Here is a 16,594-nt window from a genome sequence, read left to right on the forward strand (position 1 = left end):
GATCAGTGCCGGAAGCGGTCGCGGAACTTGCTGAACATGCCCTGCTGGTGCTCGGCCAGGCGGGGCTTCGGGGCCTTCGTGCGCTTCGCGAACTCCTCGATGAGGGCGCGCTCCTTGTGGTCGAGGCGGGTGGGGGTGACGACGTGCACGCCGACGCGGAGGTCTCCGCGCTGGCTCCCCCGCAGCGGCGTGATCCCGCGGCCCTTGATGGTCAGGACGTCGCCGGATTGCACGCCCGGTCGCACCTCGAGGTCGACGCTGCCGTCGAGGGACTGGATCGTGGTGTTCGTGCCGAGGATGGCATCCGGCATCGACACCTCGAGGGTTGCGACCAGATCATCGCCCTCTCGGCTGAAGGACTCGTGCGTCTCGACGGTGATCTCGAGATAGAGGTCGCCGTTGGGACCGCCCGCGGGCCCGACCTCGCCGGAGCCGGGCAGCTGCAGGCGCAGGCCCGACTCCACACCGGCGGGGATGTCGACCGACACCGTGCGGCGGGCGCGCACGCGCCCCTGCCCCTGGCAGGTGCCGCACGGGTACGGAATGGTCGTGCCGTGACCCTGGCAGACACTGCAGGGAGCGCTGGTGACGACGTTGCCGAGCAGGCTGCGCACCGTGCGCTGCACGTGGCCGGAGCCGTGGCAGATGTCGCAGGTGACCTCGCTGGTGCCGGGCTGCGTGCAGGCTCCCTGGCAGGTCTCGCACAGCACGGCGGTGTCGACCTCGAGGTCGCGGTGGGTACCGAAGACGACGTCGCCCAGGTCGAGGGTGACGCGCACGAGGGCATCCTGGCCGCGCTCACGACGCGAACGCGGACGGGGTCCGCGGCCGCCGCCGCCCTGACCGCCGCCACCGAAGAACGTCTCGAAGATGTCGCTGAAGCCTCCGAAGCCGGCCGCTCCCCCGCCGCCGAAGGGGCTCTGGTCGCCCCCCATGTCGTAGCGGCGACGCTGCTCCGGGTCGCTCAGCACGTCGTAGGCGTGGGTGACGAGCTTGAAGCGCTCTGAGGCGTCGTCTCCGGGGTTCACATCGGGGTGCAGCTGGCGCGCCAGACGGCGATACGCCTTCTTGATGTCTTCGGGGCTGGCGTCGCGTTCGACGCCGAGGACCTCGTAGTGGTCAGCCACAATCGCCTTCCTGTCCGCTTGCGCGGGGTCGTTCTCGGGTGGGGTGCTCGGAGAGTTCGTCGTCAGCGAGACGTGTCGTCGTCTTCGAGCATCCGGGTCAGATAGTGCGCGACGGCGCGGACCGCCGCGAGATTGGAGGAGTAATCCATGCGGGTAGGGCCCAGCAGGCCGACACGCGCTCCGCCCGTCGAGCCGTCGTAGCGACTGGCCAGCACTGAGGCCTCGACGAGACCGAAGGGCTCGTTCTCTCGGCCGATGCTGGCCGACAGGCCCTTCTCGTCGGCGACCATCTCGCTCATCAGACGCAGGAGCGTCACCTGCTCCTCGATGGCCTCGAGCAGCGGGTAGATGCTGCCGCGGAAGTCGGACTCGCGCCGGGCGAGCGTCGCGGCCCCGGCCATGACGAGGCGGTCCTGGCGGAACTCCTCGAGCTCTTCGCCCACGATGCGCAGCACCGCGTCGGAGATCGCGTCGAGGGCGACACCGGGCCGTGGTCCGTCGGCGAGCACCGCCTGCACCTGGTGCGAGCTGTCGGCGACGCTGCGTCCGACCAGCACCGCCCCCACGCGGGCGCGCAGCTGCACGATGTCTGCCTCGCTCGGCTCGGCGGGCACGAGAGCGATCCGTTGCGACACCCGGCCGGTGTCGGTGACGAGGATCACCAGCACGCGCGGTCCGCCGAGGGCGACGAGCTCGACGTGGGTCACGTTGGCACGGGCGAACGAGGGATACTGCACGATCGCGACTTGTCCGGTCAGCTGCGTGAGCGCGCGGACGGTGCGGGCGAGCAGGTCGTCGAGATCGCCCGCTTCGTCGAGGAACGAGGTGATCGCGCTGCGCTGGGCGCCCGAGAGCGGACGGAGTTCTGCGAGGTGATCGACGAAGACGCGGTAACCCTTGTCGGTGGGGACGCGCCCCGACGAGGTGTGCGGGGCGACGATGAGCTCTTCGTCCTCGAGCAGTGCCATGTCGTTGCGGATCGTCGCCGCCGACACCCCGAACGCGTGGCGGTCGACGATCGCCTTGCTGCCGACGGGTTCGCGCGTATCGACGTAATCCTGGACGATCGCGCGGAGCACCTGGAGGCCTCGTTCCGACACCATGAGCTGCTCCTCCCGTCTGGCACTCGCATCTGCGGAGTGCCAATTCTACGGGATCGGTCCGACACGGTGCCGGGGGCTCGCGGATCAGACCGTGAGCGCTCGCACCACGGCATCCGCCAGCAGGCGCCCGCGCAAGGTCAGCACGATGCGTCCCCGCACGGCATCCCGGCCCTCGATCAGGCCGTCGGCGATGAGGGATGCCACCGCCTTACGCCCTTCGCCGAGGATCTCCGAGACCGCCAGCCCCTCGCGGATACGGCTGCGCAGCAGCACCGACTCGAGTCGGCGCGCCGTCTCGTCGGGGCGTTCCCGCGCCGCGGCCGGAGACTCGAGCGCGGCCAGGCGCTGCGCGTACGCCGCGGGGTGCTTCACGTTCCACCAGCGCAGGCCGCCGACGTGACTGTGCGCACCGGGGCCGAACCCCCACCAGTCGCTCCCGCGCCAGTAGGCGAGGTTGTGCCGCGAGCGGTGCGAGACGCCTCGCGACCAGTTCGACACCTCATACCAGTCGAAGCCGGCGGCACCGAGCAGCTCGTCGGCCAGCTCGTACATGTCGGCCTGCAGATCGTCGTCGGGCATGGCCACGTCGCCCGAGCGGATCTGGCGCGCGAGCTTCGTGCCGTCTTCGACGATCAGCGCGTACGCCGAGATGTGGTCGGGTTCGAGCGCGATGGCAGCCTCGAGCGACGCACGCCAGTCGTCGAGCGACTCCCCCGGCGCCCCGTAGATGAGGTCGACCGACACGTCGAGGCCGGCCCGGCGAGCTGCGGCCACGGCGGTGGCGACGTTCAGGGGGTCGTGCGTGCGGTCGAGGACCGCGAGCACGTGCGGCCGCGCCGACTGCATGCCGATCGACAGGCGGGTGACTCCGGCGTCGGCGAGCGTGCGCGCGACGGCGTCGTCGACCGTGTCGGGGTTCGCCTCGACGGTGACCTCGGCAGCGGCGTCGATCCCGAACTCGTCGCGCACCGCTGCGAGCATCCGCGCCAGATCGCCCGGCGGCAGAAGCGTGGGCGTGCCCCCTCCGAAGAACACGGTGGATGCCGGGCGACGGCCGCCCGCGGCATCCATCACTCCCCCCGCCAGGCGTACTTCGGCGGCGAGCGTGTCGGCGAAGTCGTCTTGCCGGGCGCCGCGCAGCTCACTCGCGGTGTACGTGTTGAAATCGCAGTAGCCGCAGCGCACCCGGCAGAAGGGAACGTGCAGGTACACGCCGAAATCGGCCGCCGGGTCGATGTCGAGGTCGGCCGGCAGGTGTCCGTCGACGGGGGCGGGGTCTCCGAGCGGGAGGGGACCGCCCATCAGGACGCGTACAGCGGCGAGATGGCGCGCAGGTACCGGGCGAACAGCGCCTTGCGGCGGCGGCGCACGCGGCTGGTGAAGAGGCGGTAGGTGGGAGCGGTGGGGCGATCGAACGCGCGGACCACGAGCCAGACCTCGTCGTTGTCGCGCCACTCGACCGCGAACAGCTCTTCGCCGCTGACGATCGAGTGACCGACCGTGCCGAGGATGAACCCGACGCGGCGCGGTTCTTCGAAGACCGAGATGACGCGCAGCTCGGCGTCGGCGCGGTGACCGTCGACCTTGCCGTGCAGGCGGACACCCGTCCCAGGGCTGACAAAGGGCGTGCCGTCGGCGGCGAAACGCTGCTCGGCCTCGAGGCTGCTCGGCGCGACGGGTGCGCCGTCGGCGTCGAAGCCGACGCCCGAGTACCCCTCGCCCGATGCCGGGCGCACATCGCTGATGCTCAGCTCGCCGGCACGCAGCGGCGCCCACGACAGCAGCAGCTCGCTCGCCGAGGCGAAGCGCTCCTCACCGCTGCCGATGCGCCACGCGTCCTCTGCGGGAACGGAGTTCTCGGGCGGGTACTGCATCAGATCGTGCGCCTGGGTGGCGCCGACAGCCGCGTAGTCGACCGTGTCATCGGTGAAGTTCTGCCTGCGCATGGTTCACCCCTCTCGGTGTGGTGCGTTACTTCTTGGTCTCGACGTCGCCGGACAGGGCGGCGATGAACGCCTCCTGCGGAACCTCGACGCGGCCCACCATCTTCATGCGCTTCTTGCCCTCTTTCTGCTTTTCGAGGAGCTTGCGCTTTCGGGTGATGTCACCGCCGTAGCACTTGGCCAGGACGTCTTTGCGGATGGCGCGGATCGTCTCGCGCGCGATGATGCGCGCACCGATCGCGGCCTGGATGGGCACCTCGAACTGCTGGCGCGGGATGAGTTTGCGCAGGCGCTCGGCCATGAGCGTGCCGTACGCATAGGCCTTCTCGCGGTGCACGATCGAGCTGAACGCGTCGACCTTGTCGCCCTGCAGCAGGATGTCGACCTTGACCAGGTCGGCGGTCTGCTGACCGGCCGGTTCGTAGTCGAGGCTCGCGTAACCCTGGGTGCGCGACTTGAGGTGGTCGAAGAAGTCGAACACGATCTCGCCGAGGGGCATGTGGTAGCGCAGCTCGACGCGGTCCTCGCTGAGGTACTCCATGCCGAGCAGGGTGCCGCGGCGCGTCTGGCAGAGCTCCATGACGGTGCCGACGTAATCCTTCGGAAGCAGGATGCCGACCTTGACGATCGGCTCCGAGACCGAGGCGACGCGCCCGTCGGGGTACTCGCTGGGGTTGGTGACCGAGACGGTCTCACCGGTGTCGGTGGTGACCTCGTACGTCACCGACGGCGCGGTGGTGATCAGGTCGAGCCCGAACTCGCGCGAGAGACGCTCGGTGATGATCTCGAGGTGCAGGAGGCCCAGGAACCCGCAGCGGAAGCCGAAGCCGAGAGCGACGGACGTCTCGGGCTCGTACTGCAGCGAGGCGTCGGAGAGCTTCAGCTTGTCGAGCGCCTCGCGCAGCTCGGCGTAGTCGCTGCCGTCGATCGGGTAGATGCCCGAGAAGACCATGGGCTTCGGATCGGTGTAGCCGGGGAGCGCATCGGTGGCGGGCTTGCGGTGCGTCGTGATCGTGTCGCCCACCTTGGACTGGCGTACGTCCTTCACGCCCGTGATGAGGTAACCGACCTCGCCCACGCCGAGACCCTTGGTGGGCACCGGCTCGGGGCTGGACACGCCGATCTCGAGGGCCTCGTGCGTCGCGCCGGTCGACATCATCTGCAGTCGTTCGCGCGGCTGCAACGAACCGTCGATCATGCGCACGTAGGTGACGACGCCGCGGTAGGCGTCGTAGACCGAGTCGAAGATCATCGCGCGTGCCGGGGCGTCGGCCTTGCCGACCGGGGCCGGGATCTTCTCGACGATCAGGTCGAGCAGCTCCTCGACGCCCATGCCGGTCTTCCCGCTCACGCGCAGCACGTCGGCAGGGTCGCCGCCGATGAGGCCGGCGAGCTCGGCGGCGTACTTGTCGGGGTCGGCCGCGGGCAGATCGATCTTGTTCAGCACCGGGATGATCGTCAGGTCGTTCTCGAGCGCCAGGTACAGGTTGGCCAGCGTCTGAGCCTCGATGCCCTGAGCGGCGTCGACCAGCAGGATCGCGCCCTCGCAGGCGGCGAGAGACCGACTGACCTCATAGGTGAAGTCGACGTGCCCGGGGGTGTCGATCATGTTGAGGGCGAAGGTGCCGTCGGTGGTCGACCACGGCATGCGCACGGCCTGCGACTTGATCGTGATGCCGCGCTCGCGCTCGATGTCCATGCGGTCGAGGTACTGCGCCCGCATATCGCGGTCGCTGACCACGCCGGTGATCTGCAGCATGCGGTCGGCCAACGTCGACTTGCCGTGGTCGATGTGAGCGATGATGCAGAAGTTGCGGATCTGCTCCGGCGGAGTGGCAGACGGCTCGAGGGGCTTCAGGGCGCGCGGTGACATGTTCCGTCGATTCTACGGTGGTGCGCCGACATCCCCGTCCGCGGGTGCTCAGGGTTCCGGCATCCGGAGCCTTCTACCCTGGATGCCATGGCGGTTCAGGTCGTGCTCGTACACGGCATCCGCACGTCGTCGACGATGTGGCGCGCGCAGGTCTCCTACCTTCGGGAACGGGGCACGGCCGTCACGGCGGTCGACCTCCCGGGTCACGGCACACGTCGGGGTGAGGTGTTCTCGCTCGATGCGGCGTTCGCGACGATCGATGGCGCGGTTCGGGATGCCGCGACGCTCGGCCCCGTGCTGCTGGTGGGGCACTCGATGGGTGGGCTGCTGGGCATCGATTACGTCGGCAGCGAGGATCGGCCTCCGGTGGCGGGGTTCGTGGCGGCGTCTTGCACCTCGATCCCCCGCGGAATCGGGCTGTCTGCCTACCGGTTCTTCACGCGACGCTTCGACAGCCTTCCCGATCGCGGCCTGGGCCTGACGAACCGCGTGCTCGATCGCACGCTCCCTCCGGAGACGCGGCCTGATTTCGGAGCCGGCGGGTACGCCTTCGACGCGCAGGACACGGCCCTGGCGTCGCTTTCGACGCTGGACCTGCTGGCATCCCTCCGCCGGATCGACGTGCCCCTGTGGTTCGTGAACGGGCAATGGGACCAACTGCGGATGAACGAGAGGTTGTTCCTCGCCGTCGCGCGCCACGCGGAGCTCGTCGTGGTCCCGCGCACGACGCACCTCGTCACGGCGATGCGACCACGCGTGTTCAACGCGCTGTTGGAGGTGGCGCTCACCACGATCGAGGCAGCGACCTGATAGACTCGGTCCTTGGCTTGCGTGTGGGGTTTTTCCCGACCTCCACGATCGCCGGTGCAGCGCCCCTCTACCGCTCGCCCGGCACAATCCCATACTCACTCAAACGAAAGACCCTCGACGTGGCGAACATCAAGTCGCAGATCAAGCGCAACAAGACCAACGAGAAGGCGCGCGAGCGCAACAAGGCCGTCAAGAGCGAACTCCGCACGCACGTGCGTCGCACCAACGAGGCCGTCGTCGCCGGTGACAAGGAAGCTGCCCTCAAGGCACTCGCCACCGCGACCAAGAAGCTCGACAAGGCCGTGAGCAAGGGTGTCATCCACCAGAACCAGGCCGCGAACCGCAAGTCGGCCATCGCGAAGTCGGTCGCCGCTCTCTGAGTCGCCGATCCTCGAGGCCCGCTCCGCATTGCGCGGGGCGGGCCTTTTGCTGTGCGTCGACCTGATCTGGCTCGACCTCTGGCGGCCCGCATCGGCCGCGTCGACTCACCGGTCGACGACGCGGTCGTGCAGGCGTTCGAGTGCGGGGAGGGCTGCGGCGATGGCCGCGGCATCGCCGTCGGGGAGATCCTGGAGCGCGGCGACGAGCACCGCGGTCGCGGCGTCGTCGAAGGCGCGCAGTCGCGCGGCCGCGAGGGCGGTCAGCCCGACCTGCGTGCGGCGCCCGTCTCCCGAGACGAGACGTCGTTCGACGAGTTCGCTCCGCTCCATCTGCGACAGCAGGTTGCTGACGGTCGACCGCGCGAGACCGAGCGCGTCGGCGAGCTCCGACGGGCTGCGGGTGCCGGTCGTCGAAAGGCAGCGCATGACCTCGATCTGCGCGTCGGGGATGTCGGGCAGAGCGGCGGATGACCGGGAAGCCCGCGAGACGGCGCGGCGGAGGGGGCCGAGCCGGTCGCTCAGCAGTCGCGCGGTGATCGAGGTGCCCTCAGCCATGGGGCAAGTGTACGAGCCCGAAGTGTTTGACAGAAAACTAATTTGGTCACAAAATCATCGCATGGATATCACCACCACCGTCGCCCACCCCGAGCCGACCCAGGATCTTTCCGGCATCGTCGGCCACCGCTTCATCTACACCTACGCCAACGGCTGGCAGTACGAGATGTACGTCAAGAACGCCACAACGATCGACTATCGCATCCACAGCGGCCACGTCGGCGGTCGCTGGGTGAAGGATCAGACGGTGGACCTCGTCGCGCTCGCTCCGGGTGTCTACAAGGTCTCGTGGAACGAGCCGACGGGTACGAGCGTCGTCGTGAACGTGCTCCCCGCGTCTCGGGTGCTGCACGGCACCATCTTCTTCCCCCGCTGGATCGAGCTCGACGGGCACAAGACCGTGCTCTTCCAGAACGACCACCTCGACGACATGCAGCGCTACCGCGACGAGGGTCCCACCTACCCGATCTACGTCGTTCCGGAGTTCGCCCGCATCACGCTCTTCGAGCACGTCGGCGAGAACGACGAGACCGTGATCGACACCGCCCCGGGCGACCTGCCCGCCGGCTGGTCGGAGCGGACGAACTGATGGCCGCCGACCCGCGACTCACGCCCCTCAGCCTCTCCCACGGCGGTCGCACTCTGCGCGGATGGCAGTGGGAGCCCGTCGCCGGCGCCTCCGCCGACGCGCCGCGAGTGCTCCTGGTTCACGGCTTCAGTGCCGACGCGACGGGCGGGCATCAGCTGTTCGTGCAGACGGCGCGTCACCTCGTCGATCGTGGCGCCGTGGTTCGCAGCTACAGCCGGCTCGGCCAGGGCATGAGCGACGGGGACTTCGCCGACATCACGATCGGCGACGAGGTCCATCAGGTGGTCGGCATGATCCGTGCCTTCGCCGTCGAGGGGCCCGTCGATGTCGTGGCGCACAGCCTCGGCGCGGTGGAGTCCGCTCTCGCCGCGGCTCACGTGCCCGAGCTGGTTCGCACGTTGACGCTGTGGTCTCCGGCGGGCGTCGTCGTCGACGACATCACGGTGCACGACGCCATCCAGGGCCAGCCCCTCGCACCGGCTCGCGAACAGGGCTGGTTCGATTTCGGGGGGATGCCGCTGGGCATGGCGTTCATCGACGAGGTGACCGCGGGGCTCGACGTGTACGGCCCGGTCGCGAAGTACACCGGTCACGCCGATGTCGTGCACGGAACGCAGGACATGATCGTGCCGGTGGAATACGGCACGCGATACGCGGACCTGCTGCCGGGCGCGTCGCTCACCGTCGTGGACGGCGCGGACCACGGGTGGTCGGCGACTCCGTGGCGGCGGCGTCTGCTCGAGATCCTCGATGCGCGGATAGCATCTGCGACCTGACTCCGACCCCGCCGTAGCGTCGCACAGGCGCGCTGCGGCGGGTCGGAGCGATCCGCACGCGCAGACGGCCGATCAGCCGCCGTAGGGTGCCCGTGTCGCGATGATCGTGATCATGCGCTCGAGAGCGAAGACGGGGTCTCGCGATGCGCCCTTGACCTCGGCGTCGGCGCGTGCGGTGGCGTGGATCGCCATGCCCAGCGTGTTGCCGGTCCACCCGACGAGGTCGCGGCGGGCACGGTCGACCTGCCAGTCCTTCATGCCGAGGCGCTGCGCGAGCATCGACGACGACTCCCGGGTTCCCGCGACACGGGCCATGGTGCGCAGCTTCATGGCGACGGCGGCGACGAGGGGCACGGGATCGGCTCCGGATGCCAGCGCGTGCCGCAGCGCGAGAAGAGCGGGCCCGTACTGCCCGGCGATGGCGGTGTCGGCCACGGTGAAGGCCGAGGTCTCGACGCGCCCCCCGTAGTAGCGCTCGACCGTGCGCTCGTCGATGTCGCCGGGGACGTCGGAGATGAGCTGCTGGCAGGCGGCGGCGAGCTCGGTGAGGTCGTCGGCGAACGCGGAGACGAGCGAGCGGAGGGCGACGGGGGCGATGCGCTTCTGCGCGGCCTTGAACTCGCCGACCGCGAAGTCGAAGCGATCCGAGTCTCGCTTGACCGCGGGGCAGGCGATCTCGATGCCGTTCCCCTGACCCGCGCGGATGCCGTCGAGCAGCTTCTTGCCGCGCACGCTCGCACCCGTGTGACGAAGGACGACCGTGGCACCCTCTTGCGGGTGGGCGAGGTACGACACCGCCTCGGTGAGGAAGGTGTCGCTGCATTTCTCGACGCCGCTGACCCGCACGAGGCGCGGTTCGCCGAACAGCGAGGGCGACGTGACGCTGAGCAGGGTGCCGGCGGCGTAGTCGTCGGCGCGGATGTCGGTGACCTCGAGGCTCGGGTCTTCGCTCTTGAGCATCGATCGGATGCCCGCGATCGCGCGCTCGGCGCAGACCTCTTCGGGGCCGGAGACCAGGACGAGGGGCGCGGGCTGGGGAGACCGCCACGACACCTGCGGGATGGCCGACTTCGCCTTGGCAGGCGCGGTGCGTCGGGGAGCCGGGGTCACTCTCCCAGCCTACCGATCGGTTCCGACATCGCCGGTCGACGCGGGACTCCCGCCATCCGCACCCGCCCGCTCTCGCCATAGTGTCACCCGCCCCTCACCGTCGAGCCAGACGGCTAGGGCGCCGTCGCGATCGGTGCGCGCGGCGGTGGTGCCGAGAGACGTCAGGATGCCGAGGAGCTTCGCGGTCGGATGACCGTAGTCGTTGTCGGCGCCCACACCGATGAGCCCGATCCTCGGGAGAAGGCCTCGGTAGAGCAGCGCATCCTGGTCGGCGCTGCCGTGGTGCGAGACCTTCACCACCTGCACGCGCGGAACATCGATGCGGCGCCGGAGGGCGGACTGCGCCTGCTCACCGAGATCGCCGAGCAGGACGGTGCGGGGAAAGCCCGTTCCGACCACATCGAGGGCGACGGACGCGTCGTTGCCGGGGTCGGCGTTCGGTGGCGGCCCGAGCACCTGCCACCGCGTCGTGCCGACGGATCCCGTCAGCCCGATCCCGGCGGGTCGGATCCGCGCCCCCGCGGCGGCGAACCGGTCGAGCAAACGTTTGTCGGCCGCGCCATCGGGTGGGCCGTGGACGACGAGATCGGCCCGGCCCACTACTGCCGACGATCCGCCGACGTGGTCGAGGTCGAAGTGCGTGAGGACGACGAGGGCCAGACGGTCCACCCCGAACGTCTGCAGGCACCGCGTCAGGGCTTCGGGCTCGGGCCCGGTGTCCACGAGAGCGACGGCGTCGCCCGATCGCCACAGCGTCGCGTCGCCCTGACCCACATCGCACATCGCGACTTGCCACGCGCTGGGTACGGTCAGGGGGCCCGCGACCGTGCGCACGGCCGTCTGGCCCAGCACGAGGCCGAGGACGACGGCGACGGCGGCAGAGGAGAGCGCGGTGATCCGGGGAAGCCGCCGGGGCCGCACGACGCAGACGCTGATGGCCGCACCCACCACGGCCAGCAGCGCGGCCCCCGTGAGCCCGTCGGGCCACGGCAGGTTCTGCGCCGTCACCGCCGCGGTGGTGTGCGCGACGGCGGCGATCCACGCCGCCGGAACCCAGGCGAGGGCCGTCAGTCCGTTCCGAAGCCAAGGAAACGGGGCGATGCAGGCCAGGGCCCCCGCGATCGTCGCCGGAGCGGCGGCAGGGTCGGCGACGAGATTCGCCGCGACGCCGAGCAGGGGCACGTGCGGGTCGATGAGCACGATCAGCGGTCCGCACACGAGCTGGGCCGAGGTGGGCACGGCGAGGGCGAGCGCGAGGGCGCGTGGCATCCAGCGCTCCAGGCCGCCGGCCAGCGGTCGGGCGAGCACGAGCAGGGCACCGGTGGCCGCGGCGGAGAGGGCGAAGCCGAGGGACCGGGAGAGCCACGGGTCGACCACCAGCAGCACCGCGACACCGATCGCGGGGCGCCCGAGCGCCAGCGCGAGCATGGCCACCGCTGCCATCGCGGCGGCGCGGACGACACTCGGCTCGGGTGTGACGAGGGTGACGAAGGCCGTGAGCACGAGCATCGCGCCAACCACCCGCACGACGCGGGAGGCACCGCAGAGCGCCAGGAGAGCGAACGCCGCACCGACGACGATCGCGCAGTTCGCCCCCGACACCGCGGTGAGGTGCGAGAGCGAGGACGCATTCATCGCGGCTTCAGTGGCTGGGTCGAGGCTCGAGGTATCACCCACCGCGAGACCCGGCACAAGACCCGCCCCCGGCTGCGGAAGGCCGCGCGTCGAGGCGACGAGTCCGTCGCGGAGCCCCTCGAAGAACGCCCACATCCCTGTCGGAGTCGAGGCGGACTCGATCGAGGTCGCCCGCACGACGAGCGCGGCTCGCTCCCCCGGGTCGGAAGGGACGGCCCTCCCTGTCAGCCGGACCTCGCTGCCCATGCTCGCGACGGCCAGCGCGGCCCGCCCCTCCGCGTCGACGAGGACGCGCGTGGGGATCGTGCCCGTCACGCTCAGCTTTCCCGCGCGGACGCTCGAAGCGACCGCGTCGAACCACGCGCCGCCGTCGGGCGACCCATCGATGCGTCCGGTGACGATCACCGCGAGGGCGAGTTGCCTCCCCCCGCCGGCTTCGAGCGCAGCGATCTGGGAACGGGTCGGACCCACGGACGCAACGGCCCCCGCGGTCGCGGACGAGCACGCGAGAGCCACGGCAACGACGGCGAGCAGCGCCACGCCACGCCACGCGAGGAGCGCGGTGGCCACGCAGGCCGCCAGAGCGAGGGCCACCGTGAGCGGGGCGGCATCCGGGATCAGGGTGGCCACGCCGGCCGTGGTCCAGGTCGCCGCGGCGACGGAGACCGCACGGAGAGAGCGCCGGCGCGCCCCGGGGCGACCCCTCACACGCGCACCAGGTCTCGCAGCCCGGCGAGCATCTTCTCGCCGATTCCCGGCACGGAGAGCAGATCGTCGACGCTGGTGAATCGTCCGTTCGCCTCGCGCCACGCGAGGATGCGGTCGGCCATCGCCGGTCCGACGCGGGGAAGCTCGTCGAGCTGGTCGCGGGTCGCGGTGTTGAGGTCGAGCGGCCCGCTCGAGCCGCCGCCCGCGCCCGAGGCGGGAGCGGCCGTCTCGGCCCCGACGACGGGGACGACGATCTGCTCGCCGTCGGCCACGGGACGGGCGAGGTTCACCCCGTCGCGCTGCGCGTCTTCGGCGAAGCCCCCGGCTCGGGCGATCGCATCGGCGACCCGGTCACCGGCGTCCAAGCGATACAGTCCCGGCTCACGGACCGCTCCCGTGACGTGGGCGTACAGCCCCGTCGCCGCCGGTATCGCCCGGGAGGAGGAAGAGGGCGATGCCGTGGGCTCGATGACCTCCGCGCCGGTCGCACCCCGCAGCATCCCGATGAAGATCGTCACGGCGAACGCGAGGAGAACCAGCACGATGACAGCGCCGATCCCCAGGCGGGTGCGCGGCTGCAGGGCACCGTTCGACGGAGGTTCGGCCCCGCGCTCCCCCGGTGCCGCTGCAGCCTGCGGGGACGCATCGCCCACGGCACGCGAGGCCATCGCGGTTTCGGGAAGGGGCGTATCGGTCACGCGACGACGCTAGGCAGACGGGCCCCGCCGCGCGGGCGGAAACTGCCGTTCCGTGGACAGGCGGTTGCTATCGCCCGATGTGCAGAACCCGCGCATACCCTGGAGCGGTGTCTCCGAACGCCTGGCGCGCCCTGGTCTCCGCTCTCGCCGACGACAGCGCGCGCGAGGTCTACGCGCGGATCGTGCTCGACACATCCGTCGAGCCGGCGCTGGACGCGCTGTCGCCCGGAAAGCGGAGGCGCGTCCTCGACTCCCTGCGTGAGGCGGGCCTCATCTCGCCCGACGGGGCGGGGTGGCGCATCGAGCCCGACGTCTTCCGTGTGGCTCTCGCCGCCGCACCCTCGCCGCCCCGCCCGACAGGTGCGAACCGCTTCTTCGTCGACGGTCGGCTCGTGACGTACCCATCCCGGGCCGCCGATCGCGACGAGGTTCTCGCGCGTATCGCCGAGCGGATGATGCAGCCCGGCGAGACGCTGAGCGAGGGAGCCCTCAACGACCGGCTCGCGGAGGTCGTCGACGACGTCGCGGCCATGCGTCGCTACCTCGTCGACGCCGGGCTTCTCGATCGCGCCCGCGACGGAACGATCTACTCCCGCCCTCGCTGAATCACGAGACACCGCCCCGAGAACGACGGATGCCACGCCCCCGCACTCCGCAGAGCGTCGGGAACGTGGCATCCGGAACGAGAACCTACTTGGTCGAGAAGCTGACCACCTTCGGCGGACGCACCACCGCGCGCACGATCTCGCGCTCGCCCAGGGCGCGGACGATGCGCTCGTCGCCGCGGGCGAGGGCCTCGAGCTCGTCGGCGCCGATCTTGGCCGAGACCTCGAGCGTGCCGCGCACCTTGCCGTCGATCTGCACGACGGCGGTGACGGTGTCTTCCACGAGCAGCGTCGGGTCGGCCTGGCGCCAGGTCGCGAGTCCCACGAAGGCGTCGTAGCCGAGCGTCGCCCACATCTCTTCCGCGGTGTGCGGGGCGAACAGGTCGAGGGTCATCGCGATGACCTCGGCTGCCTCGCGGACGGCGGGGTCGCTCGCGCCGGCCTTTCCGTCGATCGCCTTTCGGGTGGCGTTGACCAGCTCCATCAGGCGGGCGACGACGACGTTGAACTTCGTCTGCTCGACGAGGTTCGCGGCATCGGCGAGCAGACGGTGCGTCACTCGACGCAGCGACGCGTCTCCCTCGGCCCAGACCACGTCGGTCTCGCTGTCGACGTCGTGCGCGATGCGCAGGGCGCGGGCGAGGAACTTCGCCGCACCCGTGGTCGAGACGTCGTTCCAGTCCTTGTCGTCTTCCACGGGGCCCGCGAAGGCGAGCGCGACGCGCAGCGCGTCGGCACCGTGGGCGTCGAGCTCCTCCTGGAACAGCACGAGGTTGCCCTTGCTCTTCGACATCTTCGTGCCGTCGAGGATGACCATGCCCTGGTTGATGAGGCTCGAGAACGGCTCGGTGAACTCCACCAGACCCATGTCGAACAGCGCCTTGGTGATGAAGCGCGCGTACAGCAGGTGCAGGATCGCGTGCTCGACGCCGCCGATGTAGAAGTCGACGGGGCCCCACTTGTTGGCCTCACGACCCGAGAACGCCTCGGTCTCGCTGTTCGGCGACAGGAAGCGCAGGTAGTACCACGAGCTGTCGACGAAGGTGTCCATCGTGTCGGGGTCGCGCAGCAGCGTCTGGCCCGTCTCGGGATCGGTGACCTGCACCCATTCGGTCGCCGCCCCCAGCGGGGAGGTGCCCTTCGGCTTGAGGTCAAGGCCCTCGACCGAGGGCAGCGTCACCGGCAGCTGGTCGGCGGGCACGGGCGTGATCGACCCGTCTTCGCCGTGCAACATCGGGATGGGCGTGCCCCAGTAGCGCTGACGCGAGATCAGCCAGTCGCGCAGACGGTACGTCTTGGCGGCGCGACCGACCCCCTTCGCCTCGAGCTCCTCGATCATGCGCGCGATCGCGTGGCGCTTGGACAGACCGTTCAGCGACCCCGAGTTCATCATGCGACCGTCTCCGGTGAGCGCGATGCCGGTCTTCACCGGATCCAGGTCGTCGACGTCGCCGAGCGGGTCGATCGGCACACCCTCGTCGTCGAGTTCGATGACGGGAATGGCACCGGTGATGGGCGCCGTGGTGTCGACGACGACCTTGACGGGCAGGTCGAAAGCGCGGGCGAAGTCGAGGTCGCGCTGGTCGTGCGCGGGCACGGCCATGACCGCGCCGTGACCGTAGTCGGCCAGCACGTAGTCGGCGGCCCAGATCGGCAGCTTCTCGCCGTTGATGGGGTTGATCGCGTAGTGCCCGAGGAACACCCCGGTCTTGGGGCGGTCGGTCGCCTGACGCTCGATGTCGGTCGCGCGCTGCACCTGTGCCAGGTACGCCTCGAACGTCTCTCGCACGCCCTGATCAGCGGATGCCGCGAGCTCGGCCGCCAGGTCGGACTCGGGCGCCACGACGAAGAACGTCGCGCCGTGCAGGGTATCGGGGCGCGTCGAGAAGACCGTGATCTTCTCGTCACGGCCCTCGATCTCGAACTCGATGTCGGCGCCGACCGAACGGCCGATCCAGTTGCGCTGCATCTGGATGACCTTGCTCGGCCAGAAGCCCTCGAGCTGGTTCAGGTCGTCGAGCAGGCGGTCGGCGTAGTCGGTGATGCGCAGGAACCACTGCGTCAGCTTCTTCTTGACCACCACGGCGCCGCTGCGCTCGCTCGTGCCGTCGGGAAGGACCTGCTCGTTGGCGAGCACGGTCTGATCCACCGGGTCCCAGTTGACCAGCGCGTCCTTGCGGTACGCCAGGCCCTTGTCGTAGAGCTTCTGGAACAGCCACTGGTTCCAGCGGTAGTACTCGGGGTCGCTCGTGTGCAGCACGCGGCTCCAGTCGAACGAGACGCCGTAGTCCTTCAGGCTCGCCTTCTGCTGGGCGATGTTGGCGTAGGTCCATTCGACGGGGTCGGCGCCTCGCTTGATCGCCGCGTTCTCGGCCGGCAGGCCGAACGAGTCCCACCCGATGGGGTTGAGCACGTTGTAGCCGCGGTGACGCCAGAAGCGCGCCACGATGTCGGAGTAGAGGTAGTTCTCGGCGTGACCCATGTGCAGGTCGCCCGAGGGGTACGGGAACATCGCGAGCACGTACTTGCGGGGGCGCGTGTCGTCGTCGCCCCCGGCGCGGAACGGGTCTTTCTCGGCCCAAGCCTGCTGCCACTTCGCCTGGATGGCGTGGGTGTCGAAGCCCCCCTCGCGGGGGTCTGGTGCGGAGTTCTGAGACACGGGTGAAGCCAATCGTGAAGGTC

15 protein-coding genes are annotated in these 16,594 nt (G+C 70.0%); 5 read left to right on the forward strand and 10 right to left on the reverse strand.

Annotated elements, in window-relative coordinates:
* Positions 1 to 2 precede the first annotated feature (2 nt).
* The 5 genes from dnaJ to lepA form a co-directional block, all read right to left on the reverse strand.
* Positions 3 to 1,127 (reverse strand): molecular chaperone DnaJ, encoded by a 1,125-nt coding sequence (dnaJ, locus tag AB6V29_RS01960; protein ID WP_267787193.1) that lies wholly within the window; start codon positions 1,125 to 1,127, stop codon positions 3 to 5.
* Between the two features lie 62 nt (positions 1,128 to 1,189).
* Complete coding sequence (hrcA, locus tag AB6V29_RS01965) at positions 1,190 to 2,230, reverse strand: heat-inducible transcriptional repressor HrcA (protein WP_267787192.1); 1,041 nt, start codon at positions 2,228 to 2,230, stop codon at positions 1,190 to 1,192.
* An 84-nt stretch (positions 2,231 to 2,314) separates the two neighbouring features.
* A complete protein-coding gene (hemW, locus tag AB6V29_RS01970) occupies positions 2,315 to 3,532 on the reverse strand; it encodes a radical SAM family heme chaperone HemW (protein WP_267787191.1) in 1,218 nt (405 codons plus the stop codon).
* A complete protein-coding gene (locus AB6V29_RS01975) occupies positions 3,532 to 4,176 on the reverse strand; it encodes a DUF1990 family protein (RefSeq protein WP_369356734.1) in 645 nt (214 codons plus the stop codon). Before AB6V29_RS01975 ends, hemW begins: the two co-directional genes overlap by 1 nt.
* Positions 4,177 to 4,201: 25 nt before the next feature.
* Positions 4,202 to 6,046: a translation elongation factor 4 gene (gene lepA, locus AB6V29_RS01980; RefSeq protein WP_210074878.1), complete on the reverse strand. Its 1,845-nt coding sequence runs from the start codon at positions 6,044 to 6,046 to the stop codon at positions 4,202 to 4,204.
* 87 nt (positions 6,047 to 6,133) lie between these two features.
* On the opposite strand from lepA, the gene AB6V29_RS01985 reads away from it, so the two are divergent.
* Both AB6V29_RS01985 and rpsT read left to right on the forward strand, forming a co-directional pair.
* Positions 6,134 to 6,856 (forward strand): alpha/beta fold hydrolase, encoded by a 723-nt coding sequence (locus AB6V29_RS01985; RefSeq protein WP_369356736.1) that lies wholly within the window; start codon positions 6,134 to 6,136, stop codon positions 6,854 to 6,856.
* A 119-nt stretch (positions 6,857 to 6,975) separates the two neighbouring features.
* Positions 6,976 to 7,236, forward strand: a complete 261-nt coding sequence (gene rpsT / locus AB6V29_RS01990; RefSeq protein WP_210074874.1) for a 30S ribosomal protein S20 — start codon at positions 6,976 to 6,978, stop codon at positions 7,234 to 7,236.
* A gap of 105 nt (positions 7,237 to 7,341) precedes the next feature.
* Here rpsT and AB6V29_RS01995 read toward each other — a convergent pair whose 3' ends face one another.
* Positions 7,342 to 7,791 carry a MarR family winged helix-turn-helix transcriptional regulator gene (locus AB6V29_RS01995; protein ID WP_369356739.1) on the reverse strand — a complete coding sequence of 150 codons (450 nt, stop codon included), beginning with the start codon at positions 7,789 to 7,791 and terminating at the stop codon, positions 7,342 to 7,344.
* A 61-nt stretch (positions 7,792 to 7,852) separates the two neighbouring features.
* On the opposite strand from AB6V29_RS01995, the gene AB6V29_RS02000 reads away from it, so the two are divergent.
* Together AB6V29_RS02000 and AB6V29_RS02005 are read left to right on the forward strand one after the other, a co-directional pair.
* Complete coding sequence (locus tag AB6V29_RS02000; protein WP_369356740.1) at positions 7,853 to 8,380, forward strand: phenolic acid decarboxylase; 528 nt, start codon at positions 7,853 to 7,855, stop codon at positions 8,378 to 8,380.
* Positions 8,380 to 9,156, forward strand: coding sequence for an alpha/beta fold hydrolase (locus tag AB6V29_RS02005; RefSeq protein WP_369356742.1), 777 nt, complete (start codon positions 8,380 to 8,382; stop codon positions 9,154 to 9,156). The genes AB6V29_RS02000 and AB6V29_RS02005 overlap by 1 nt, the downstream gene beginning before the upstream one ends.
* A gap of 72 nt (positions 9,157 to 9,228) precedes the next feature.
* Here the strand turns inward: AB6V29_RS02005 and holA are convergent, their stop codons facing one another.
* The 3 genes from holA to AB6V29_RS02020 all read right to left on the reverse strand — a co-directional run bounded on the left by holA (position 9,229) and on the right by AB6V29_RS02020 (position 13,307).
* Positions 9,229 to 10,266, reverse strand: a complete 1,038-nt coding sequence (gene holA / locus AB6V29_RS02010) for a DNA polymerase III subunit delta (RefSeq protein WP_369356744.1) — start codon at positions 10,264 to 10,266, stop codon at positions 9,229 to 9,231.
* Between the two features lie 9 nt (positions 10,267 to 10,275).
* Entirely contained in the window at positions 10,276 to 12,531 is a 2,256-nt protein-coding gene (locus tag AB6V29_RS02015) for a ComEC/Rec2 family competence protein (protein WP_369356746.1), read from the reverse strand.
* Between the two features lie 74 nt (positions 12,532 to 12,605).
* Complete coding sequence (locus AB6V29_RS02020) at positions 12,606 to 13,307, reverse strand: helix-hairpin-helix domain-containing protein (protein ID WP_369356747.1); 702 nt, start codon at positions 13,305 to 13,307, stop codon at positions 12,606 to 12,608.
* Between the two features lie 107 nt (positions 13,308 to 13,414).
* Here AB6V29_RS02020 and AB6V29_RS02025 point away from each other — a divergent pair, with 107 nt between their 5' ends.
* Positions 13,415 to 13,912: a DUF2087 domain-containing protein gene (locus tag AB6V29_RS02025; RefSeq protein ID WP_307460683.1), complete on the forward strand. Its 498-nt coding sequence runs from the start codon at positions 13,415 to 13,417 to the stop codon at positions 13,910 to 13,912.
* A gap of 85 nt (positions 13,913 to 13,997) precedes the next feature.
* Here the strand turns inward: AB6V29_RS02025 and leuS are convergent, their stop codons facing one another.
* Entirely contained in the window at positions 13,998 to 16,571 is a 2,574-nt protein-coding gene (gene leuS / locus AB6V29_RS02030) for a leucine--tRNA ligase (RefSeq protein ID WP_369356749.1), read from the reverse strand.
* Positions 16,572 to 16,594: the final 23 nt, after the last annotated feature.

Source organism: Microbacterium sp. 20-116 (assembly GCF_041079415.1).
Classification (GTDB): Bacteria; Actinomycetota; Actinomycetes; order Actinomycetales; family Microbacteriaceae; genus Microbacterium.

Excerpts from the sequence above, each read along its gene's own strand:
- AB6V29_RS01995 (WP_369356739.1), bottom strand. The coding sequence starts at position 7,791 with ATGGCTGAGGGCACCTCGATCACCGCGCGACTGCTGAGCGACCGGCTC.
- AB6V29_RS02005 (WP_369356742.1), top strand. The coding sequence starts at position 8,380 with ATGGCCGCCGACCCGCGACTCACGCCCCTCAGCCTCTCCCACGGCGGT.
- hemW (WP_267787191.1), bottom strand. The coding sequence starts at position 3,532 with ATGGGCGGTCCCCTCCCGCTCGGAGACCCCGCCCCCGTCGACGGACAC.
- hrcA (WP_267787192.1), bottom strand. The coding sequence starts at position 2,230 with ATGGTGTCGGAACGAGGCCTCCAGGTGCTCCGCGCGATCGTCCAGGAT.
- AB6V29_RS01975 (WP_369356734.1), bottom strand. The coding sequence starts at position 4,176 with ATGCGCAGGCAGAACTTCACCGATGACACGGTCGACTACGCGGCTGTC.
- AB6V29_RS02000 (WP_369356740.1), top strand. The coding sequence starts at position 7,853 with ATGGATATCACCACCACCGTCGCCCACCCCGAGCCGACCCAGGATCTT.
- lepA (WP_210074878.1), bottom strand. The coding sequence starts at position 6,046 with ATGTCACCGCGCGCCCTGAAGCCCCTCGAGCCGTCTGCCACTCCGCCG.
- AB6V29_RS01985 (WP_369356736.1), top strand. The coding sequence starts at position 6,134 with ATGGCGGTTCAGGTCGTGCTCGTACACGGCATCCGCACGTCGTCGACG.